17 protein-coding genes are annotated in these 23,940 nt (G+C 35.2%); 1 reads left to right on the forward strand and 16 read right to left on the reverse strand.

Annotation, left to right across the window (positions count from 1 at the left end):
• Nucleotides 1-391: 391 nt before the first annotated feature.
• The 7 genes from BZG02_RS07865 to galK all read right to left on the reverse strand — a co-directional run bounded on the left by BZG02_RS07865 (nt 392) and on the right by galK (nt 8,771).
• On the reverse strand, nt 392-1,873 hold the full coding sequence (locus tag BZG02_RS07865; protein ID WP_101260864.1) for an ASKHA domain-containing protein: 1,482 nt from the start codon (nt 1,871-1,873) through the stop codon (nt 392-394).
• A complete protein-coding gene (locus BZG02_RS07870; RefSeq protein ID WP_101260865.1) occupies nt 1,873-2,565 on the reverse strand; it encodes a vitamin B12 dependent-methionine synthase activation domain-containing protein in 693 nt (230 codons plus the stop codon). The genes BZG02_RS07865 and BZG02_RS07870 overlap by 1 nt, the downstream gene beginning before the upstream one ends.
• Nucleotides 2,566-2,689: 124 nt before the next feature.
• Complete coding sequence (locus BZG02_RS07875; protein ID WP_101260866.1) at nt 2,690-3,613, reverse strand: CobW family GTP-binding protein; 924 nt, start codon at nt 3,611-3,613, stop codon at nt 2,690-2,692.
• A 540-nt stretch (nt 3,614-4,153) separates the two neighbouring features.
• Complete coding sequence (locus tag BZG02_RS07880; RefSeq protein ID WP_101260867.1) at nt 4,154-5,512, reverse strand: uroporphyrinogen decarboxylase family protein; 1,359 nt, start codon at nt 5,510-5,512, stop codon at nt 4,154-4,156.
• 224 nt (nt 5,513-5,736) lie between these two features.
• The gene (locus BZG02_RS07885; protein WP_101260868.1) at nt 5,737-6,405 is read right to left on the reverse strand and encodes a cobalamin B12-binding domain-containing protein; all 669 of its coding nucleotides are present in this window, start codon (nt 6,403-6,405) and stop codon (nt 5,737-5,739) included.
• A 164-nt stretch (nt 6,406-6,569) separates the two neighbouring features.
• On the reverse strand, nt 6,570-7,583 hold the full coding sequence (locus tag BZG02_RS07890; protein WP_101260869.1) for a uroporphyrinogen decarboxylase family protein: 1,014 nt from the start codon (nt 7,581-7,583) through the stop codon (nt 6,570-6,572).
• A 12-nt stretch (nt 7,584-7,595) separates the two neighbouring features.
• The gene (galK, locus tag BZG02_RS07895; RefSeq protein ID WP_101260870.1) at nt 7,596-8,771 is read right to left on the reverse strand and encodes a galactokinase; all 1,176 of its coding nucleotides are present in this window, start codon (nt 8,769-8,771) and stop codon (nt 7,596-7,598) included.
• A gap of 179 nt (nt 8,772-8,950) precedes the next feature.
• On the opposite strand from galK, the gene BZG02_RS07900 reads away from it, so the two are divergent.
• A complete protein-coding gene (locus tag BZG02_RS07900; protein ID WP_101260871.1) occupies nt 8,951-9,820 on the forward strand; it encodes an AraC family transcriptional regulator in 870 nt (289 codons plus the stop codon).
• Nucleotides 9,821-10,044: 224 nt separating this feature from the next.
• Here BZG02_RS07900 and BZG02_RS07905 read toward each other — a convergent pair whose 3' ends face one another.
• The 9 genes from BZG02_RS07905 to BZG02_RS07945 all read right to left on the reverse strand — a co-directional run bounded on the left by BZG02_RS07905 (nt 10,045) and on the right by BZG02_RS07945 (nt 23,936).
• Nucleotides 10,045-11,247 (reverse strand): thioredoxin family protein, encoded by a 1,203-nt coding sequence (locus BZG02_RS07905; RefSeq protein WP_101260872.1) that lies wholly within the window; start codon nt 11,245-11,247, stop codon nt 10,045-10,047.
• A 274-nt stretch (nt 11,248-11,521) separates the two neighbouring features.
• Nucleotides 11,522-12,673, reverse strand: coding sequence for a TlpA disulfide reductase family protein (locus BZG02_RS07910; RefSeq protein ID WP_101260873.1), 1,152 nt, complete (start codon nt 12,671-12,673; stop codon nt 11,522-11,524).
• Between the two features lie 9 nt (nt 12,674-12,682).
• Complete coding sequence (locus tag BZG02_RS07915; protein WP_101260874.1) at nt 12,683-14,134, reverse strand: TlpA family protein disulfide reductase; 1,452 nt, start codon at nt 14,132-14,134, stop codon at nt 12,683-12,685.
• 128 nt (nt 14,135-14,262) lie between these two features.
• Nucleotides 14,263-15,678 carry a RagB/SusD family nutrient uptake outer membrane protein gene (locus BZG02_RS07920; RefSeq protein ID WP_101260875.1) on the reverse strand — a complete coding sequence of 472 codons (1,416 nt, stop codon included), beginning with the start codon at nt 15,676-15,678 and terminating at the stop codon, nt 14,263-14,265.
• An 11-nt stretch (nt 15,679-15,689) separates the two neighbouring features.
• A complete protein-coding gene (locus BZG02_RS07925; protein WP_101260876.1) occupies nt 15,690-19,091 on the reverse strand; it encodes a TonB-dependent receptor in 3,402 nt (1,133 codons plus the stop codon).
• A gap of 106 nt (nt 19,092-19,197) precedes the next feature.
• Nucleotides 19,198-20,397 carry a FecR family protein gene (locus BZG02_RS07930; RefSeq protein WP_101260877.1) on the reverse strand — a complete coding sequence of 400 codons (1,200 nt, stop codon included), beginning with the start codon at nt 20,395-20,397 and terminating at the stop codon, nt 19,198-19,200.
• A 75-nt stretch (nt 20,398-20,472) separates the two neighbouring features.
• The gene (locus tag BZG02_RS07935) at nt 20,473-21,033 is read right to left on the reverse strand and encodes an RNA polymerase sigma-70 factor (RefSeq protein ID WP_101260878.1); all 561 of its coding nucleotides are present in this window, start codon (nt 21,031-21,033) and stop codon (nt 20,473-20,475) included.
• A 549-nt stretch (nt 21,034-21,582) separates the two neighbouring features.
• Nucleotides 21,583-22,722 (reverse strand): TlpA disulfide reductase family protein, encoded by a 1,140-nt coding sequence (locus BZG02_RS07940; RefSeq protein ID WP_101260879.1) that lies wholly within the window; start codon nt 22,720-22,722, stop codon nt 21,583-21,585.
• 20 nt (nt 22,723-22,742) lie between these two features.
• On the reverse strand, nt 22,743-23,936 hold the full coding sequence (locus BZG02_RS07945) for a TlpA disulfide reductase family protein (protein WP_180335666.1): 1,194 nt from the start codon (nt 23,934-23,936) through the stop codon (nt 22,743-22,745).
• Nucleotides 23,937-23,940 lie beyond the last annotated feature (4 nt).

Here is a 23,940-nt window from a genome sequence, read left to right on the forward strand (position 1 = left end):
ATACTAAAGACAAGAATAAAGGCATATAGGGTGAAGCAAAATTCAAAAATATTTGTTAACAATTGTTAATCTACAGCCCATCTCATTTCTGCTGGCCATAAAGTATAGTATCTCGTCATTCTCTACCAGACATATGCTGTTGAAATAAAAAAGCATAGCCTTTGTGAGGGCTATGCTTGCAAATAGTAGTTAAACTCTTGAACAAAGATTGTTTTAAACCTTTCAAAGTTTATCTGAAAACTAAGTTCTACGAGTAACGTATTGTCGTATTTTATTTCTTATAATTAACTATAATACAGTCTGTTTGATAATTATTAATTGCTCATTATTAATTTCTAATTACTTAAATCACTTCGTGAAAATAATAAGAGTGAAGAACTCTTAAACAAATCTAAAAATACATATTCATGGCAAATTCCAAGCCAAAATCAGGGTGTTCCGATAAATCAATAGTTGTGATTTTATGGAGAACCGTATTTATTTTATCATTAAACTCAGGATGAAGAACATGCAATACTGCTCCGGCTCCCGATGTATTTCCAACCGGAACAACAGGCACTTGTTCATCATGAGGTATTAATCCAATTTTTACGGCATTATCGGGATTCATATAATTTCCAAAACCTCCTGCCAAATAAACCGAATCGAGCTGACTAAAGTCAAGATTAGCCTCTTGCAGTAACAATTTTATCCCCGTAAAAATAGCACTTTTAGCCAATTGCACTTCGCGAATATCCTGCGGACTAATGTAAACAGCCTCTTTATGTGCCGATTCACTTGCCTTTACTAACACGTAATCTTCACTTAAGTTTCCTTCTGATTCAACAATTCCATTCTCCAGCAAATAGGCCATAATATCGATTAATCCGGAGCCACAAATTCCCACAGGAGCTTTGTCTCCAATGGTATGATATCCTTTCTTATCGAAAGCGGATATTGCTCCATCAAAGGCGCCCATACCACAACTTATAGTAGCTCCTTCGAAAGCCGGACCTGCAGCTGTGGCACATGCATATATTTTTTCGGGTGTTACAACAGCCATTTCGCCATTGGTACCAATATCGAGAAACAAATAATTTTGAATATTTTCAGGCGGATTGAGCGAGGTTATACCTGCCACAATATCGGCACCCACAAAAGCCGATGCTGATGGAAGCAAATGGATCTTAATATCCTCATTAACTTTTATGCCCAAACTGGAAGCTGCTACTATTTTTGCATTGGTAAAAGGGGCAATAAAAGGAGCCAAAGCCATTGGCATTGGATCAACACCTGTTAACAAATGAAGCATACAAGTATTCGCCGCTACCGATATTTTACAGAGCGAAACAGAGCTATCTTTCGCTAAAAAAGCAAGAATATTATCATTAATGGCATCAACAATTAGTTTCTGTAAAGCGAATAAACCTTCTTCTGCAGCGCAATGATTGATCCGCGTAATAACATCGGCACCATAACAGGTCTGCGGATTTTGTATCCCTTCAACATGATCAATATTACCCGATTGAAGATTCACCCAGTAAAACACAACACTTGTGGTTCCAATATCAATGGCTAAACCATAGTTATTTTCACTTTCTGCTAATGTGCTCTCTGAAGTATTCATTTCATCATTAAGCATATGTGTACTTAATATCTTCGCCTCACCGGTATTGGGCAAATGAACTTCAAAATCATGCTCGGGATAATGCTGACATGCTAATACAATGCCTTCTTCCTTTACATCCACCTTGCATTTACCACAAGTGCCTTTTCCACCACAATTGGCAGTAATTGGCATATTATGGTCTAACAAAATTTTCAACAAGCTTTCACCTGTCTTAAAGTTCTTTGTAAGCTTTTTCCCCTGATGCTGTATGTTGATAATTGGCATTAACAATGATTTTTTGAGTTACGGTACAAACAGTTAGTGCTATTGCATGATTGACATGCGTGCTTTATAAAACGAACTTTTTCGCCGATACCAATAAAACCACTAACCGACTTAACCGGCGTCATTAAGCAGGATTCATTCAACTTTATTCCACAAAAATTTTCTGGCAAAAAGGCAAACAAATCCTTCTGTTCCTTCACATCCCAATTCATATATCCAGGACTGTACCTATTGGTAATATTTACTCCTTTCGAAGTACATTCTGCTTCAATAATTGCTTGTAGTTTATCCATGGCCTTTTCAACCATTACAGAACCCAATAAATCAATTAAATAGGCTTCCAAAATAAGACCTTGCGAATTCAATTCTTTTAGTCGGTCGCTTATCAATGGACCCGTAGTACATGTAAAAATAGCAATATGAGTACTGTTCGTAAACTTATTGGCAATTGATTTACCAACATTAAAGCAATGATCTCCAATATGTATTGTATTCTGATCAAGTTGGGCCGGCAAAATGGTATATCCACCTTCAATCTGAGATAAAGAGAGTGTGGAGTCAATTTCCTCTTTCAAAAACCTTGAATACTCAGGCATGCTATCATCGATACGTGCCAATTCTTCAATAAGCTCAACAGATATTTCAAGATCCTTAAGCTGAAACGTAAAGTGTTTTGTTTTTAGATTATCCACTTTTTATTTATTAGAGGTTAGCCATTAAGAAATTAATAATGAACAATTAATAATTGCAAAACAAGCTGAATGTTAGTTAATTATAAATAATAAAATACGACAATACATTGCTCGTAGAACTTACTTACAAAATGGCACTGTTGCTAAATCTTTTAAATTTCTTTTTCAAATCTGTTATCTTCAAATTATAACCAAAAGCAATCAGTTCGCTTGGTCCTACATAATTTTTCAACAGTACAAATTCTATGGAATCATAAACCGTATGTACCGACATTACACGTCCATCATCTAAATTCAAATAACCTTTAATACGTGGACATTGCAGGTGTAGGTCTTCAATAAAATCTCTGAATTGCTGTTCCGATAGTTTTTCATGTGTACGCAATACACACGCTTTCATATCCGGTCTTCCCTCCGATTCCTGCCCCATATATCGTTGAGCGGCCTTACTTTTCACTGTTTCCTTAACTGTAAGCGCTTCCCAATCTACCTTTCCATAACTTGTAGTAATTATTTCGGCATATGGATTCAACGTTTTTAACTCTGTATTGATATCTTTAAGATCGCCTTCAAATAAATCTGTTTTATTAATGATAAGCGTATCGGCTACCATGATTTGATGTTTAAACCGAACCAATGAGCTTAATCCCCTAAAAAAGTTAGGCGCGTCAACCAAACTAATAATTTTATCTAAAGTAACAATATCTTTCAGTTGATCGGCTTGAAGCAATTCAATAATGCTTATAGGATCGGCCAAACCTGAAGCTTCTAAAAAGATGATTTCTGGTTTATACTCCAAAATAAGCTGTTGCAGACTTTGCACAAAGGTATGCAGTTGACAAACGCAAAAAACAGAACCATTGTTAATTTCCACCAACTTAAAACCTTCATTTTTTTGCTTCAATTCCTTTCCATCAACACCAGATGGTGCAAATTCGTTTTGAATAACGGCTATTCTTTTTTTAGGTGATAATTCCTGTAACAAGTTACTTAACAAAGTGGTTTTTCCACTTCCCAAAAAGCCGGTTATTAAATTAAATGCTAGCATAATTGATCTAACTTTCTTAAAATATTTGTTGTGAAAACAATACTGTCCTATTTATTTTTTGTATTGGGCTTTCCGCCCAAACCCGACATCATTTGTTCATTCAGTAAATGATTTCATTTGTATTCACGATTTCCGCTAAGCTCCAATTCTTGTCTTGAAACAAGAAACGAAGCAAAGAAGTTCAAGGCTACTTTTTAAATGTATTTCTTATTTGCCTCAGTCTTAAGTGCGACTGGGTGATTTTCTCCCGAAAATGAATTTTGTTGTATTTGTAAAAACAAATACTTACAAATTCTATATCGGGATCAACTTCCCAGTCTTTCTAAAGCCTTCGTTAAACAAAACACATTAAAAAAAATGCCATCTCCTAAGGCGCTCAAAACAACAGCCTCAACATCTTAATTTCGAGTCTAGTTTTCTTTATATCAAGATAATATACGATATTCTCACAAACGTTTAGAATGCTATTTTTGTAAAAACAACTAATCCTTAAACCCTTCAACAAAAATGTTGAAGGGTTTAATCGATTATTTCCAATATTTATTTTTTATCAGCCAAGTAAGATTCAATCTTAGCTTCAATTTCGCTAAGTGGTGGAATTTGAGAAGCAAACTCTACATTTCCATCTATTACAATAGTTGGAATAGCGCGAACTCCTAAAGTTGCCATCATTTGAACACCTTCTTTTTCTTTGATGCTGTGCTCTTTATAAATTACTTTATCGCCAAACTTCTCCGATGCACGAACCACTGCATTGTACATGTACTGACAAGGTGCACAAGATAATGAATCTAAAGTAACTACATCAATAACTACCTTATCGTCACGCCAATGGCTCACTAAATCAAGCTTTTCTATTTCGCCAACAGTTGCTTCCGATGCGCGCAATTCTCCTTGAAGAATCTCATCGTGCACTAACTCGCCAACCGCCTGAAGATTTTTAACAGGAGTTGCCATCGCTAGGTCACAACCCGGAGCCAAAATAAATCCTTTCTTACCTCCAATATCCATACATTCCAATGCATCGCGACGTGATGCTTCCTCATCTCCCATCAATAAAACAAGAGTAAGTTTCATATTACCACCAAAACTTATATTGTGCTTTAAGGCGATATCACGAACAAAATCCAAAGGAATATTCTCGTCAATGGAAATATTGTCTGGTTTCGTCTGACACATCTCCTCGATATTTTGCTGTGCATTACCACATACAAAGAAGGAACTAAGTGCATCCGCTTCACGAATAAATTCGTTGATTTCAGTCACATAAGGCTTCACAAATGTTTCAAAACTCATCGGATCAATCTGACTGGTCATTGGATCTACAATTGCAATCACATCAGCTCCGGCTTCAATATAGTTGCTCGACATCATCAAGGCAACATCGGTTGCAAAACGCATGATTTTATGTGTTCCTTCCGGATCCATCATCATATCCATAAAGATATCGGTTCCCAACAAATGAAGAGCTAATGTAAAAGGTCCGGTAATTAATCCGTAAAGAGCCATATCTGGATGTTGCTCGCGCAAACGCTGAGTAGCTTCCATTACCATTGGAATACGAGCACTGCAAGGGCAAGGTACCTTCATATCCTCGAGCTTTACACCTTCTTTTAATGGATGCGATATTACTGCCGGTGGGTTATCATCAGCCCAAGCCAATTTACAGCCTAAAGCTTCCGCTTCTATTTGTAAATCGAAAGCAACTGGTATTCCATCCGGATTGTATAATTCAATGGCTTTATTAACACCAGCGACTATATTATCGGCAGATTTTAGATATTCTGTTGCAGTCATATTAAGCAATTCGCCAGCATGTGCTCCAACAAAAGGCACCCATGGAATACGCTCCACTTCTTCGAGACGCATTGCTTTTTTTATTAATTCTAATCCTTTCATATGATTATAATTTCAAGTTTTTGCCATATGGAACTTACCATGCTGGGATAATCATCTCCCTGTGTGTAGAAAGCTTTATACATGGACGTTTCATATGATTATAATTTCAAGTTTTTGCCATATGGAACTTACCATGCTGGGATAATCATCTCCCTGTGTGTAGAAAGCTTTATACATGGACGTTTCATCTTAATATCCTTATCGATTTCAGCGTTTATTTTAGATTACGCTACCGTTCTATTTAAAAACTCAACTGTACCCTGCGGGTCCGGACTGTAATTATCCGCACCAATTCTTTCACAAAATTCTTGGTTAACCGGAGCTCCACCAACACAAACCGTAGTGTTTTTATTGTGCTTTTTAATAGCTATAGTAATCTTTTCCATGTTATTCATTGTAGTAGTCAGTAAAGCAGATAAACCAATTACCGCTTTCGGATTTTTCTCTGCCGCTTCGATAAACACTTCTGCTTTAACATTAGTTCCAAGATCAATTACCTCGTAACCATTACCTTCTACCATCATAGAAACCAAATTCTTTCCAATATCGTGTAAATCTCCTTCTACAGTACCAATAATAAACGTACCTTTTTGAGACCCTGGGTTATTGGCAAAGTGTGGTTTCAATTGAATCATCGCAGCATCCATAGCTTTGGCTGACATTAATACCTGAGGTACAAACACTTTGTTTTCACGAAATTTGACACCTACTCTTTCCATCCCTACAATCAGTGCTTTCTGAAGAATATCGTCTGCAGACACACCTTGATCAAGCAATTGCCCTGTAAGTTCACCAGCACCTTCCTGATCTTTCATATTAGGTGGATATGGTGATTGTTTGTTTATTTTACCAAACTCGATGCAATATGCCAATTGTTCAAATAACTTTTCCATTTTCCTTTAATTTTATAGACTCCAATACTTTTTTTTAAAAGTACTTTCAATCCCATTCATTATTTAATACAATTATGTCCAACTTTTAAACAAAACCGACTAGTTTGTTTTTTAATACCTAATTTTCGGTCTGTTAAGGATATAAATTTGATATATTTACGTCATTACCGTTTTTGAGCAAGAATCAAATCAATAAACGCAACAATGTTCTCAATTGGAGTATCTCCCTCGGTAGCATGCGACGGACAGAAAATATATCCCCCATCCTTACCTAGCTCTAATAAGTGTTTTGTTTCCTTTTGTACATCTTCCACAGAACCATAAGGCAAGGTTTTTTGAGTTGAAAGACCTCCATGGAAGGTTACTTTTCCTTTGTAGGTATTCATCAATTCATCTACATCAAGCACCTCGGGTTGAAACGGATTAATACTATTAACACCAGCTTCGATTAATTCAGGAATAATCTCGGCGATATCACCACAAGAGTGAATTAACTGGTATTTTCCGAAAGACTTGGTATTGGCATACATGCGTTTTAATTCTGGATATAAGAACTCCATCCATACCTCTTTACCCATCAATAATTTTTTCTGTGCACCCCAATCATCCCCAAAGTAAATACCATCTACTTCTGGATATCGTTCACATACATTTTTAATAACGGCAATATTGAAATCAGCAATCTTGCGCAAGGTATCCTTCACAAAATCAGGATACATCATAAAGTCCATAAAGGCATTTTCCATGCCACGAAGACACCAGTAACGCTCAAATAAGCTAAATCCGATACTGTATAAAACGAACTTATCTTTGTTCGCTGCAATCTTTTCTTCAATTCCTGCATACAAGATAGGATTCTCAGGATCTGGAAATTCATAACCTTCCAATGTTGGTTCTGGAAGCACAAGTCCCTCTACATTCCCTATATCCTTTTCCAGAGACATATCCCAAACCGTACCAAAAATATCTATTTTACGATCTTTGCCTATATCTGTTTTAAAACCACTCGACTGTCCAAGCTTAATAAAGTGATTCCCTACCAATTCTTCCACATCAACATCTTCACCATAGTGCTTTTTCATTTTTTCAAGCGCCTCGATAGTAAATTTGCAATCCCATGGTACATAAGGAGGTTTTTTACCATCCAATACCATTTTTATAACTTCTTTCTTTGTCATTACAATATTTTGTTAGTTTTCTAATACTTCTTGTGCACAAGGTTCAATGTGAGTGCCGGTAGCTGTTTTAACCCCATAAATAATGCACTCGATACCTGTTAATTCTTTGTAAGTATTGAACACCCCTTTTTTAAATTCCTCTAATTTGTCTTTGTAAACAAGGGATACCATACAACCTCCAAAACCAGCACCCGCTTGGCGTGATGCTACAACACCAGGAGCTGTTGACATTGCTGTATACATTTGTCCCATAGTATCGTTTGCAATCTCGAACAAATCTCTGGCACCTTCGAAAGAACGATTGAAAACATCCTTCAACAAAGGGTAATCTCCATTTGTTAAGGCTTCTTCCAATTCATGTGTACGATCGTTTTCTTCAATAATAAACTGAGCACGCTTAGCAGCACCTTCTGATAACACTCCTTTATTAGCATGAAAAAACTCGATGCTTACATCTCTTAAGTGAGTAATACTTTTGTCAATTTTAGCAAACTCGGCTACTGCCTCTTCACATTGAGCACGGCGATTATCATACTCCGATCCATGCAATGTACGTGGCTTATTTGTATTACAAATAGCAACCATTAAATCGTTTGGCCAACTCACTTGTGTGTGTGTTAACTCACGGCAATCCAACTTAATAGCCTTATGTCTCTCTCCAAAAATAACTGAATACTGATCCAAAATACCACAGTTTACACCTACATAAACATTTTCGGCACGCTGACTTAACAAAGCCATGTTCTTTTTGTCTATATCAAAACCAGAAACATGAGCTAACATAGCCATCACTGTTGCTTCCAGAGCTGCAGAACTTGATAAACCAGAACCTACAGGAATGGTACTGCAAAATGCACCTTTAAAGGCTTTTAATACATGGCCTTCATCTATAAGAACTTTTGCGACTGCACTTACATACTTTCCCCAATCGTCTCCTTCCACCATTTCTCCGGTTTTGGTATCGATTTTTATTGTTGTATTAAAGTCGCACGAATACAACTCTACAACACCGGTTTCATTGGGTGTAAAAGCACACTCTATTTCCAAATTAATTGGCATGGTAACCACATAGCCATGGTTATAATCGGTATGACTTCCCATTAAATCAACTCGTCCTGGAGAATAGGCTAAATACTTAGGTTTTGCTTCGTAAAGCTCATTAAACTTACTTTGTAAATCACATTTCATTATTTGAGTCTTTTAATTAGTTTGTTATGCTAAGGTCCATCTTAATTATTATTAGTGATTGACCTTATGGATTTTGATTGGTACAATAGTAAAGGATACTTAACACTTATTTTTTCAAATAATTGCCAAGTATTTAGTTATATTTGCACGCATGGGCAAACAAGGCAAATAAACACACTATGATACCAAATGTTGAAAATATAGAACTGAATAAAGGACACTCTTTTTATGTAGGAACCTACTCCGCAAAATACTTTGAGCGCTCGTGGCATTATCACAACGAATTTGAATTGCTATTAATTACGAAAGGGTACGGGACAAGGGTAGTTGGAGATAATTCAAGCCTTTTTGCCGTAGGCGATTTGGTTCTTATTGGTGGTAATGTACCCCATGCATGGTTTTCGGATCCTATATTTTTTGAGCCTGATAATAATGAGCACTGCGAATCGGTTTATATTCAATTCGACCGTTCTATATTTGGAACTCGTTTTTCCGGATTGCCAGAAATGAAAGTCATTCAAAACCTATTAAATAAGGCTAAATATGGCTTACGATTTACACCCAACAATTTAGATGTAGAGATTGTTAATCTTATCTGTGATTTTCCTAACTACCAAGGCATCGATCGCCTGATATATCTTATTAAAGTTCTGGATTTATTTCAAAAAGGCAATTACGAACCTATCGTATCGCAAGACTATTTTGATAGCATATTTGTTACCAAATCGAACAGAATAAAGAAAGTTCACGAATACATCATGAATAACTACATGGCCGATGTTAGCGTTCAGAATGCAGCTAAACTTGCCGAAATGAATGTGAGCTCATTTTGTCGTTTTTTTAAAAAAGTAACCCACAAAACTTTTTCTCAGTTTGTAAAAGAAACCCGTATTGATTTTGCCCAACAACTTTTAATCAATACCAACCTAAGCTCTAACCAAATAGGTTTTGAATGTGGCTATAGTTCTGTGGCTTATTTTAACCAGTGCTTTAAAAAGATTAGTGGTGTATCGCCATTGGAATATCGGGCCAACTATAAAAAGATTTAAATATCTGCTAAGAAAAACGATAGTAAGAATAAACACGCTTTGGGTGAAGCAGAATCCAAAAACATTTGTTCTCCCTTATTAAAAAAGAATGCCGTTTATTTGCAAATCATTGCTAATAAACGGCATTCTTAAAAAACTTCGCACAAACCCTTACTCTCTCTTTTTGAATGTACACAGGCAGTATGCTTTAGCTCTCGATTAGCTGCACTTTTACAGGTAGAAATTTACATGGCCTCAATAGCCGATTTTAACTGATCTACTCTTGCATCAGCACTTCCACCTGTCTCGGCATTTTTACTGATGAAAATATTGATATTTTCGAGTGCTTTCTCCTTGTTATTTGTTTTCTTATACAAGCTAGCCAAACAATAGTATGCTGCAAGCATTTCAGAATCGGCATCTTTTACTTTAAGAGTTAAAGCAATTGCCTTGTCATAAATACCCGCATTATCGAAAGCAGGATCCATTGCTACTCGATAAGCAGTATTGATATACATACTTAAACCCATATTTTTGTCTTCAACAAGCGCCTTATCAGCAGCTTTTTCATTTGCATCAAACCAATTGGCATATTCTTTATGAGAAATATAATACTGGCTAAGTAGTTGCTCCTCCATCATTTCTTGTTGTGGAGAAACGAAATCTTTCTTTGTTTTCTCTATTTCAGCTTTTAATCCTTCTAAATTTAAAGTTGGAATTAAAGCAGTTAGATAATCGTGAATAGCCGTACCAATAAGCTGCGCATAGCTTTCTTCTCCAGCTAATTCGATAAACTTAGCTTTATTAGCAATTAAATAAGAGTATGCCTTACTATTGTATTCTACTCCTGCACAAGCCATAATTGTAAATGCATCTTCGTTACAAAGTTGATCAACAGGAGTATTGCTTAAGAATTCTTTTCCAAGTTTACTCATGTTTTCTTCGTCGTATGCTTTCTGTAAGGCTTGTATGTATTTTGAGATGAATTTTACATCTCTCTCGCCTTTGGCGTATCTTTCTTTCAAAGCTCCAATTCTTTGACTTGGATCAAGAGCGATTTTACCTTCGGCAATTAAACCTTCAGCATCCGATCCTCCAACCATTGTGTGCAATACAGTTCCTTCTGCATTTAAAAACAACATGGTTGGAAAAGCCTTCACATTATAGGTCTTTAATAGATCTATACCTTCTCCTTTTTCCATGTCGATTTTTATGCTTACGTATTTTGCATTAAAGAAATCGCCAACCTCTTTTTGAGGAAAGATATTACTAGACATCATTTTACATGGACCACACCAAGTGGTAAAGCAATCCATAAAAACCATTTTATTCTCCTTTTTAGCTTTTGCTAAAGCCTCAGCAAAAGTTCCATGTTCGAATGCTATTCCTTGCGCAAAAGAAGCAAGGCTAATAAATAAGGCTACAATTATTCCAAATACTTTTTTCATTTTCTATTAAATTTTAGTAGATACTATTTCGCTCACTATTTATAAGACATTTTAGTTTACTATCTGGGTGAATAAAAAATCATATTTAACCTTAATTAACATTATTTAAATCGCCCCCACTTCCAGAATATACCATTCAACAAACACATCCTTCTTCACGCAAGGTTTTTCTACTATAGTTCCCGAAAAATAATCCATAAAAAAAGAGGACATCCAAAAATCTGGAACATCCTCTTTCTAAAAATATTTAAACCAATAAATAGGTGAATTTTTCTTATTGAATCAATTTTTCAACCTCCTGATAAAAATCTGCTTTCTCACCTACTGAACGAAGTAAAATTTTGCCATTTCTATCTAAGAGAATTTTTGTAGGAAACCCTTGTACATTGTATTTCGCAACATAGTCTTGTTCTCCTTTTCCAACCAAAATATTCGGCCAATTCATTCCATTTTTAGTCATACATTTCTGTACTTTCTCCACACTGTTATCTTTAGCCAGACCAACAATTTGAAGTTTATCGGCATGAGCATCGCGGAATTTCTTCATTTCGTGAACTCCTGCTAAACAAGCACCACACCAGGTTCCCCAAAAATCGATAATTACAAATTTTCCTTTTAAAGATGCTAAGTCAAATTCTTTTCCATCAACAACATTGGTTCCTGTAATTTTGGGAGCAATCATTCCCATTCCTGTTTCTTTATACCCTTTAACTCTAGTTTCAAGAGTTTTATAATAAGACAGATCTTTGTATTTGTCAGCATCTACATGATCCATTAGCCCGGAAACCTTCTCTATTGCAATTTTGGAACGAACAATCATATGTTCCATCATGTACAAACCTGCAATTGAAGACGCATGCTTAGTCAGGAACTCCATTTTTAAAGCTTCCACTTTCTGATAAAGTTCTTCAGCTTTTTTACTTTCCAGCTTAATAAATTCATCACTTAAAGTAGAATCTACAGCAAGCTTAACGGAAATATTTACCGCTTCGTTCATTAAAGGATACAGCTTCGCATTTATAGCTGCAAAAATTTCATTTTCCTTATCGCCTGAAGGGTATGCGTTACAATAGTCAACGGCCTCTCCAGCTACTTTAATAGTAGCACCCGGATAGGCTATGTATTGTAATAAAGTACATTCTGTTGGTATCATTCCACGCCCTACACTTTTTCTTAAATCATCAGAATCGATAAACAATCTTATCACTTCTGGTTCAGTAACTTTTGCAGAATACTCAAAATTCCCTTTCACAAAAGGAATGTTCTCCCATCTAAAACCACTCTCAGCACTTGAATCTATAACTCTCATTACTGCATTTACGCCATCAAGTCCTTCAATGTGACCTGATATCTTATATTCTTGAGCATTTACAAGATTTGTTAACGCAACTAATCCTGCAATAGCCAGTATAATAATTCTCCTCATATCTTCTTCTTATTTCAAATTCGTGTTAATCAACTCGTACAACTCTTCTGATCCTGGATGTGGCGCACTTCGCTTAATAATACGTCCATCAGCTCCAATTAAAATATAATGAGGAATACCTTGTACTCTAAAATCTTTCTTAAAGGTATTTTCGTTCTGTGAAGTGTTTAGTTGAATACCACCAAGAATATCATCACTATTTTTTTGCACTTTCTTTTTCCAAGCCTTTACATTATCGTCGATAGAAACAGTTAGAAAAACAATATTTTTTCCCTTATATTTTTCTTTAAGTTTGTTGAATTTTGGTAAACCTTCTATACAAGGAGCACACCAAGTAGCCCAACAATCCATCATTACCATTGAACCCTTAAAATCTGCTATAGAAACCTCTATACCATCAATATCGACTAAAGTAAACTGAGGGGATAGATCGCCATCTTTATAACTTGCTTCATTAGCCTTAAAATCGGCATGTATTTTTAATGTCTTAACATCAGTAATTTTTATTTGAATCATACTGTCCAAATAGGTCTTTACTTTCTCATCTTTACTTCTTACGTAACCAACTCTTAGTCCATTTGTAAAATCCTCAACAATAACCTTTGGGAAGGTACACTTTTCAAGAAAATCAACTTGAGCTTTATAAAAATCAAGAGACTCTCTTTCATAGCTTGACAAAGCTTCATACATTTTAGCTGCGTACTTATTGGTAAGATAGCTCTTATACTGAGTAGATTTCTTAAACATTTCGAAATCATCCTGAGGAATTTGAGCTGCAAAATGATTGGTAAAATTTGCTGGAACATCAATCTCCTCATTAGGCATATACAAAGCAATCATTTTATGGTAATGTCCAATAGTAAAATTAGTAGAAAGCAATTTTTCTAGTTTAAGAATCTCGATAAAATCCATATCGATAGTAGAATGATTCTCAACGAAACGATCGATTAAAACATTTGTTTCTTTTAATTTACTTTTTTGTTCTGCTAAGAAGACATCTGGTTGTTTGGCATATACTTTTTCATAATGATACTTTTTATAATCTGCCATTGACTCATACTCATAAATAGGAGAATTCATGTCTAGTTCGTGCAATAATTCAGTCTCTTCAATATTCTCTCCTGATATTGTAACTGCCTCCTTATTCTTTGCAATAAGCTGGGGGTAATCGATAGTAATCTTTAAAACAGTTCCCGATTTTAAGTAAACCTTCTTAGAATCTAACATTGTAAACCCAAGAGTGTACATCCCCGTTCCTATAGAATCACCTGTTATTCTAAAGTTTCCTGCACTGTCAACTTTAACTTGCTTTCCATAGTTTATTCCAAAGAAGCTAATTTCTTTATCAAAACCAGTTACTGTTCCTTCAATAACAGGATTTACATAGGTATTATCGTTTCCACATGCTAAAACAGCAAACATAGAAATCAATACCAATAGGTGATTCATCTTTCTCCTCATCTTATTTTTTAATTTAGTCTGTAATACCTTACAGAGGTTCTATTTAAAATGTATTCGTAAAAAAATCCCAAACACTTAACTCTTTAATGAGTCAAGAGTCTGGGACAACTATTTTATTTGATTATCCTTTATTCCGCAGAATAAAGAGGATTTTGTAACACAATACCATCGGAAGCTTCCAAACTAGACTTAGGTATTGGTAAAATAAACTTATAGCTCATAGTTGCTTTAGGTTCATAATCTGACACTTTAAACCCAGCATCAAAACCATTATCGATAAATGCATAACGAACTAAATCTCTCCAATCTTCACCAAATTCTGTTGCTAACTCGTTCATTTTTTCAATACGAATTGCTTCTAACAATTCCGCATTATCAGCAGGATTACGATCTAGTAAATTAGCTCTGTTTCGAATAACATTTAAAGCAGCAACCGCATCTGTATTAGCTCCAATTGTACTTCGAGCTAAGGCTTCTGCATAAATCAAATAAATTTCACCCATTCGTAAAGTAATATACGATTCAGAACCGGAAAAATTCGATATAAATTTACCATTAGAAAAGATCCCGTATGCCTCTATTAGGGCGATTCTTTCACTATCATTTAGCGTTGTTTCTCCTCCAAATGTTGCACTACTTTTTGCATAAGCAGAATAGCTAGAGGTAATAGCAGATGAAAATGGTACTATTCTACCCCATGAACAATCTTCATCATTATCACAATAAGGAGAAAAGAAAACCTCCTGAGAATTATATTTCCCCGTTGCTGAAAAGATATCCGAATAGTTTCTTTCCAAATCATGATTAGTGCTGTTATCCATTACGTCTTTAGCAAGTAGAACTGCTTCTGCGTAGTCTCCTTTATACAATAATACTTTTGCTTTTAAAGCCTTTGCAAAGTCTGTTGAAAACAAATAATGCTCACTAAAGCTAACTCCAGTTTCAATTGCATCATTCAAATCGCTTAAAATGAAATCGTACGATTCAGCTACAGTACTTCTTGGTTCTGCATCTGCATTTGTATCCACATAGTCGCGAATTACTACACCATATTCCGAATCGATATCGTAATACTGTGCGAAGTTAGAAAGAATCCAAAAGTGCATAAATGCTCTTGCAATCTTTGCCTCTGCAATTATCTCCGATCTTCTATTACCTTCAAATCCATCCTCATCGCTTAATTTTTCGCCTGCCTCTATTACACCATTAGCGGCTGCAATTATCTGGTACAAATTGGTATAATATAGTTCTAATGATGATTCTTCCGAAGTAAATGTAAAAGAATCATAAGTATCGAATCCGCCATAAAACCCACCGGCAACCACGCCCATTCTATTCGCAATTGTTATCCCTACAACCATTCCATACTCTCTAAAGGGAGAATACATTCCATTTACAGCCAATTCGAGACCATTTGCAGATTGAATGGCTAAATCGGCATCAAGCACATATTCCGGCTCATAATCATCAATATCCTTTGTCAAATCGCATGAAACTACTCCAACAAATAGCAAACACACCAGTATATATTTTAATTTATTCATTTGTCTATTTTTTAAAAGTTCACATTAATACCAAAAACAACTGATCTAGCTAATGGATAAGTTCCATAATCAGAAGAAGCCGTAGCCGTTTTTCCTCTAGATGTTCCAGAAAGTACCTCAGGATCGAGACCTTCATAATCGGTAATTGTCCATAAATTATCTGCAGCAACATACATTCCAAGACCTTTTACAAAGCTATTTTGGAAGAATGATTCTGGAACAGTATAAGCCAAGCGAACATTTTTTAAACGAATGTAATCTGCTTTTTGCACTTGTCGGTCTAACACATCGCTTGAAGAAATATAGGATGGTTTTGAAGATAAAATTGGATATTTAGCATCCATATTATCTGCTGTCCATGTATTTCCAATAATATCTTTTGCAATATTAGTTCCAAAACTATGAAATAAGGCACTAGACAAATATTCCACTTTTCGTGAATTTCCTTTTGAGAATTTAAATGCGAATGAAAATTCGAATTGTTTGTAGCTAAGCGTATTCGTCCAACCTCCGTAAAAATCAGCATTCATATCACCTAAGGCTACTTTATCATCCGAATTTATCGTACCATCTCCGTTCTGGTCAACATATTTATAATGGCCTACAATTGTAGCTGAACTCATATAATAACCATTTGCTGAACCAGCATTTAATGCAGCCAATTCTTCAGCTGTGTTAATAAAACCATCTGTTTCGTATCCCAAAATAGCACCAACAGATTCTCCTTTAACCAATCCGGTAGTATTTCCATATCCAAAATCACCACCATTCAATTTGGTGATTTCATTATTAATAAATGAAAAATTAAGGTTGGATTTCCATCTGAAGTTATTTGTTCTAATAATATCAGCTCCGATTTCGAATTCAAATCCTGTATTTTCTACATCTGCAAGGTTTTCTGTACGACCAGAAAATCCACTTTCGTTTGGAATAGGAGCATTCAATATAATATCGGAAGTATTCTTTTGGAAATACCCCACCTCTCCGTATAGTCTATGATTAAATAAAGAAAAGTTCAAACCTAAATCATACTGAACGGTTTTTTCCCATTTAATATCTGCATTAGGAATACCTTCTGGTAAAATACCTGAGTTTCCTGCATATAGAGCTCCATCTGTAGTATAATATGATGTATAAAGGAAATCAGATAAATTAGCTGAACCTGTTCGCCCAATACTTGCACGTAACTTTAATTCATTTAGTTGTTCAAAATCTTTTAAGAAAGATTCATTATGCAATTTCCAAGCCAATGCACCCGATGGGAAGAAGCCCCATTTGTTATTGGGTCCAAACTTTGAAGAACCATCTCTACGTGCTGTAAATGTCGCTAGATATCGATCATCATACGAATAATTCATTCTTCCGAACTGAGAATTTAATCCTGAAATGGTATTTAAACCACCATGACTAGCAACTCTAGCTGCAGAACTCGCATTTGTTAAAAACTCATCATCGGGATATTCCTCATAATTTGAATTTGTGTATTCAAGTTCGTCACGCGACCAAGCAATACCAAACAGACCTGTTATACGATGCTTATCAATTTCTTTTCGATAAGTTAACGTATTTTCAAAGGTCGTTGACTTCGACTGTGAATTAGAACCTACACCCGTTGCATAAGTTTGATTTGGGTTGTATTGTAAGTAGCTTGGCGTAAAGCTATATCCTTTAGAGTTCATCACACTAACATTTACACTACTTCTAAATTTAAAATCCTTTAAAAAGGAAATTTCGCCATATGCACTTGCCAAGTAAGAATCAGTAACACGATTATTTGTTGCAGAATTACTAGCAACTGGACTCGTTCTGTTAGCTCCAGAAGCATCTTTATATACATAAAAACTGCCATCTTCATTATAAATCGGCATATCAGGACGTGGTAAAATACCCGATAGAGCATTACTCCCATCCGTCTCGTTTCTATTGTAATTCGAAGTAACACCTATCTTCATGAACTCATTTACGGTAAAATCTAAATTGGTTCTAAAACCATGGCGTTTCATGCCAGATTTTTTTACAAGACCCTCTTGATCTGTTCCTGTTACACCAATAGAATAAGCAACATTAGCACTACCACCGTCAATGGTTGCGGTCCAATTATGAGTTGGTGCATTGTCGTGTATTAGCAAATCGTACCAATCATTATCTGCATCACCAAAATAGGTATCAGGAGCATTTAAAATTTGAGTAGCTGTAGGATGAGGCACACCTTCAGCAATGTATGCATTCGCTAAATCGATATTGTATGCTTTAAATTCTTCAGCATTTAAATAATCAATTGTTCGAGCCTGATTTTGAACTGTATAATTGTAATTTAAACGAACATTTGGCTTTGAATTTAGCTTACCACGTTTAGTAGTAACAATTACAACACCATTGGCAGCACGCGATCCATAGATAGCCGCTGCAGAAGCATCTTTTAAAATATCAATACTCTCAATATCTGCTGGATTAATAGCCATTAATGGATTATCTGGCAGATTATCTAAACCGGTATAATCGTCCAATTGAGGAGTTACAGTTACAACCACACCATCAATAACATATAAAGGCTGATTGTCTCCATTCGCACTCGTAATACCACGAATATTTAAACTGGAACCAGCACCTGGCTCACCACTATTTTGAGTCATGAACACACCACTGATTTTACCAGAAAGAGCATTATCTAAACTTGCAGCATTTGCTTTTAAAAGCTCCTCGCTTTTTACAGTCGAAATGGCTCCTGTCAAATCTTTCTTCATCACAACTCCATAACCAACAACTACAACTTCGTCCATTTGTGTTGCATCAGAAAGAAGTTTTACATCAATGGTTTTCTGACCTGCATAAGCAATTTCCTTTGGTAGCATTCCAACAAATGAATATACAAGAACCGCATTGTCGTTTACCAATTCTAGGGTATAATTACCATTAATATCTGTAGCAGCTCCAACAGTTGTACCTTTTACAACAACAGAAACACCAGGCAATGGTATTCCATCCTGATCGGTAACCGTTCCTTTAAGCTCTTTTTTTTGCACTGGAGCTGTAATAGTTGCTTTAGCAGGTGCAGGCATCAAAATAATAACCTTATCTTCAATTACATAGGTAATTTTTGTTTCCTTTAAACACTCGGTTAAAATATCCTCAACTCGCGATCCGTAAAATTCCGAATTGTTGATTTTAACTCCTTCAATTTCATCATCGGAATATAAAAAATCAAACTCACTTTTATTTTTTACCTCCTGCATTAAATCATAAATACTGGCGTTTTTAAATTGAACCGTAAAAGTGGTTTGTTGAGAATATACATTTGCAGAAATCTGCAAACTGGCGATTAAAATTAAAAAACTGGTAATTTTCATAACGCGAATTAATTTTCGAAGTTCTTCCCCGAGAGGAAAAACTTTGTACAAGGCTAGTTTTTTCATAAATTTGGAATGGTTAGATTAAACATTGTCTTCCTACTGGGAAAACTTTATTTGATTTATAAAACAGGGGATGTTGCCGCATTCCCTGTTTTTCTATTTTTAAGATTTAATTCTTCTTTATTTGAATAATATTGTTTTTTATATCAAAACGGATATTAGTTGTTTGCTGCATTTTTTCAAGAACATCATTGATATTGCCGTATCGATCAATTCTGGCACTAAATCGTTTATTTTTCAACTCATTGCTTTGAAAGAACACTTTTATATCGTACCAGCGTTCTAATTTTCTCATGATATCGTTTAAACTTTCTTTTTCGAAAACAAACTTTCCATTCTTCCAAGCAGTAACTCTATCAACATCAACCACCTGAGTGTCTAAATGTTTCGAAAAGTGATCGTAATTCGCCTGTATTCCGGGGCTCAAATCAACCGAAGTTAGTATTCCGGATAGCTCTTTAGACTTTAATCGGATTGCTCCTTCCACAAGAGTTGTTTGTATGCTTCTGTCATCGGGATAAGCCGAAACATTAAACTGTGTTCCTAACACCTTTATTTCCACATCGTTTACATCAACAATAAAAGGTTTACCTGCATTTTTTGCTACCTCAAAATAAACCTCTCCTACTATTTTCACTTTTCTAGTAGTTCCTGAAAATTGAACTGGATAACGAATCTCCGACATTGCATTCATCCAAACTTTTGTTCCGTCGGATAATGTTAGTTGATATTCGCCCCCAACAGGTGTAACCACTACGTTTTCGACTTCTTTTAACGAGTTATTTGTTTGGTGTTGTTTCTGATAATTTAACCCCACTAAATCTTTCTCGATTACAGCTCCGTTGGTTTCTTGTATTAATTTATTTTCCTGATTCTCTAAATCAACAATTCTACCATCAGAAAGATACAACTGAGCCTTTGTTTCTCCAGGTTGAATTTCAACAGAAACTTGTTCAAGCTTATTCGACGGAGTAGTATCGGCTACGTATAGCATGTAAACTGCTAAAGCCAATGGCAATGCCAAAACAGCAGCGTAACGAAGCATTTTTATCAAACTACTTTTTTTGCTTTTTTCTACAAAGCGAATCTTCCAATCTACTTTCTTACGAGCTTCTTCTAAATTAAAAGATTGATACCTCTCCAAACGATCAAAATCAATTCCTTTTTCTCTAACTGAGTTCAGAATATCTTTTTTATCCTCTTCCTTTTCGAGAAGGGTGATTTGCTCTAACTCTATGGATGACAATTCACCAGTTAGCTGTTTTGCAAGTAGTTGCGATAATCTAATGTATTCTTGTGTGTTCTTCATTTCTTCTTCTTGTATAGATGAAACACCCAGTTTAAAAAAGTGGGTGAAGAGAAACTAAGAAAAAGATACGAAAATTTACATCCACATGATATGCATCACGATATCAAAGATGTTTTGTAGTTTACTACGAAGTGTTTTGTAGGCAATCCCTTTTTGTGTTTTTACAGAATTAACCGAAATACCAAGATCATCGGCAATTTCTTGATTTTTTAAGCCCTGCATGCTTAGTTGTAAAATCTTTTTGCACTGCGGAGGAAGCTCGTCAATAGAGGTGGCAATAATACGACTAGTCTCTTCTTCTACTACCTGCTTTAAAAAATAGGTTTCCGATTCGACTTGATGTACTTGTTCGGCTTCGTATTTTCGTTTTACCTTTTCGTGACGGATGGAATTTAAACAAGCATTTCTGGTTGCCTGATACAAATATGCTTTAATCGCATTTAAGGAGTCAAAATCATCAAATTTATCCCACAATTTCACAAATACCTCTTGCACCAAATCTTCTCCTTCGCTCGAAATCATCAAAAATCGTTCAGAAAACAAACAAAGTCCGGCATACATTTCATTAAATAATGAATTGTAGCTTAATGTTTCGCTATTATCAAGAATAATAATTTTGTCTGAACTGCGGGTCATTGTCGGAGATTTTAAAACAAAATAATATTATTTTTTTGGTCTTTCCAAGTCTAAATTCTCTTTCCAATTAAACAAACTCCTATACTTGTTCACTTCTTTATTCCAAATAAAACAATCTTATTTAGATGGTAAAAATCTCAAACTTACTTTTTTGATTTAGCTTTCGTCACAACTATTTTTAAAGACTCAATTGGTGATCATTAAAAAGACATTTTCATCTTATCTTCCTCATTTTTGCCACACTTATCTATTTTAAAATTTGAAAAATAGATTCAACAAAACAAGTAAAGGAGCTTGTCTAATTAGTCAATTTGCACTCTAATTATCAGAACAAAAATGAACATATAAATTAGGAAAATGGACAACTTTTGGATTGAAATAATGACCATTAAGGGAATGAAATAAAAAAGGATACAATAATTGAGCTTAATTACTCATATTGCATCCTTATATTTTTATATCATCCTATAAAAGTAGGAGATCTTTCAGTAGCCCCTAAATTGAAAGGCTCTTAAATATAATTGACTCAACTCTTACAAATTAAAATTATTATTGAATCAATTTTTCAACCTCCTGATAAAACTCCTCTCCTTCACCAACAGAACGAAGTAAGATTTTCCCGCTTCTATCCAATAAAATTTTTGTTGGGTAACCTTGTACATTGTATTTCGCTACAAAATCTTGATCATCTTTACCTACCAAAATATTAGGCCAGTTCATTTCTTTTTTCTCCATACACTTCTGAACTTTCTCTAAATTATCATCTTTGGCAACTCCCACAATTTGTAATCTATCAGCATGTGCATCTCTAAATTTTTTCATTTCAGGTACACCAGCTAAACAAGCTCCACACCAAGTTCCCCAAAAGTCGATAATCACATATTTTCCATGTAACATTTTTAAATCAAAATCCTTACCGTCTTGTGTGTTCATGCCTGCAATTGCAGGAGCCTTCATGCCAATACCTGTTTCCTTATAGCCTTTTACTCTGCTGGCTAAAGTTTTATAGTAAGATAGATCTTTATACTTATCAGCATCAACCTTTTCCATTAATTCGGCTACTTGTGACATTTCAATTTGAGAACGGATGATCATATCTTCCATTAACCAAAGACCTGCAATTGAAGATGCATGTTTAGCCAAGAAATCAACTCTAAGCTTTTCGATTTTACTATTTAGCTCATCACCTCTTTTTTCATCTGCTTTTTTAAGCTCAGCACTCAATGTTGTATCTTTTGCGTGTTTCAGCATGATATTCACAGCCTCATTAGTTAAAGGAGACGTTTGTGAATAAAACTTAGCCAAAATCTCATTTTCTGCATCTCCCGAAGGATATGCATCACAAAAATCTTTAGCTTCTCCGTTTACTTTAATATCTGCTCCTGGGAAAGCTACATAAGACAGCAAAACACATTTAGTTGGAATATAACCACGACCTGCCATTTTAAGCAATGACCTGAATGACATGGTAACAACTGTAGGTTCATTAATAACTCCCGTATAACTAAATGCTCCTTTATCAAATCTTACAGAATCGATCCTGAAACCACGTTCAGCATTTTCATCTTCTATAAAAATGTTTCCATTAAGTTGATCCAAACCTTTAATGGTTCCTGATATTTTGTATTCTTGCGCTTGTGCTTGCAAAACTACTAGTGCAACCAAGCACAACATCATTATTTTTTTCATCTTTTATCTATTTGTTTTATTTAACGACCAAATAATTCTTTCAATTTTGCATCCAACTCTTCCTTAGTAGAATTTCTAAGCAAAATTTTTCTTTCACTATCAATTAAAAAAGTAGTAGGAAGATGTGGCACAGCATACGACTGAGCAACAGGCCCATAACTCTTTGTTGTATGAACATCAAAAACATGTATCCATGGTGTTTGATCTTCCTGAATGGCTTTTCGCCACTTATCTTCCGTATCTGCGGTACCAACTCCTATGATCTCAAAACCGTCCTTTCCGTATTTTTTCCTTAATTCCTTTAAATGAGGAAATGATGCTCTGCAAGGGCCACACCAACTCGCCCAAAAATCAACCAATCGATACTTTCCTTGTACTTCGGACAAAGTAAGCTCATCGCAATCCACAGTTTCCAGCGTAAAATCTGGGGCAGTATTGCCTACTCCCAAATTTTCGAACACATCCTTATACACCTTGGTCATAAAGTTCCTATAAAAAGAGGTTTTTTTTGCATCGCCTTTAAAAAGCGTATAAAACTCCTTTAATTGTTCTTTACTCATTCTACCTTCGGAAAATTGATAGCCTAATACATGAACTGCTATTGGAGAATCTGGATTTTCCCTTGCAAAATCATGTCTAATCTGAGTGTATTCTCGCCCTTGCTCTTCTATTAATGGCCATAGCTTTTTTTGAAGAGCCATAGCATCTTCCATCATTTTTGAGTCTTTGCTTTTTCTGGCTTTTTCAAGAATTTTTCTGTATTCTTCTATTGGAGTATATTTTTCAGAATTGTACACAGCATTAAGTTTTGCCTCCACGTCATAATATTCCTTGTGTACGTTCGAACCTGATACTTCAGGAGTAAACTGCCAATCTTCCGGAGTTATTGCCGACCAGTCTATATCGATATTTATTTCACTATTTTCAAGAAAAACCCTTCCGCTTATGTCATTAATAATCAAGTTAAACATATCGGGGCTTTCTAATTTTCCCTTGAACTCAAAAACACCGTTTTGTATCTCTGCGCTGTCCAATACAATCGTCTTATCTGATATTCCACTGCTTTCCGCCAATTTTACCCAGCCACTATTAAGTCCTTTAACAGTGCCTTTTAGCATATAGCCATCGTGTTTTTCTTTTTGCTGACAAGAACTTAATGCAAAGATTACACCGATACAGAAGACAAGAAAGTTCGTTTTTCTTATATAATTCATCATT

It is taken from the genome of Labilibaculum filiforme, from assembly GCF_002843315.1.
GTDB lineage: Bacteria > Bacteroidota > Bacteroidia > Bacteroidales > Marinifilaceae > Labilibaculum > Labilibaculum filiforme.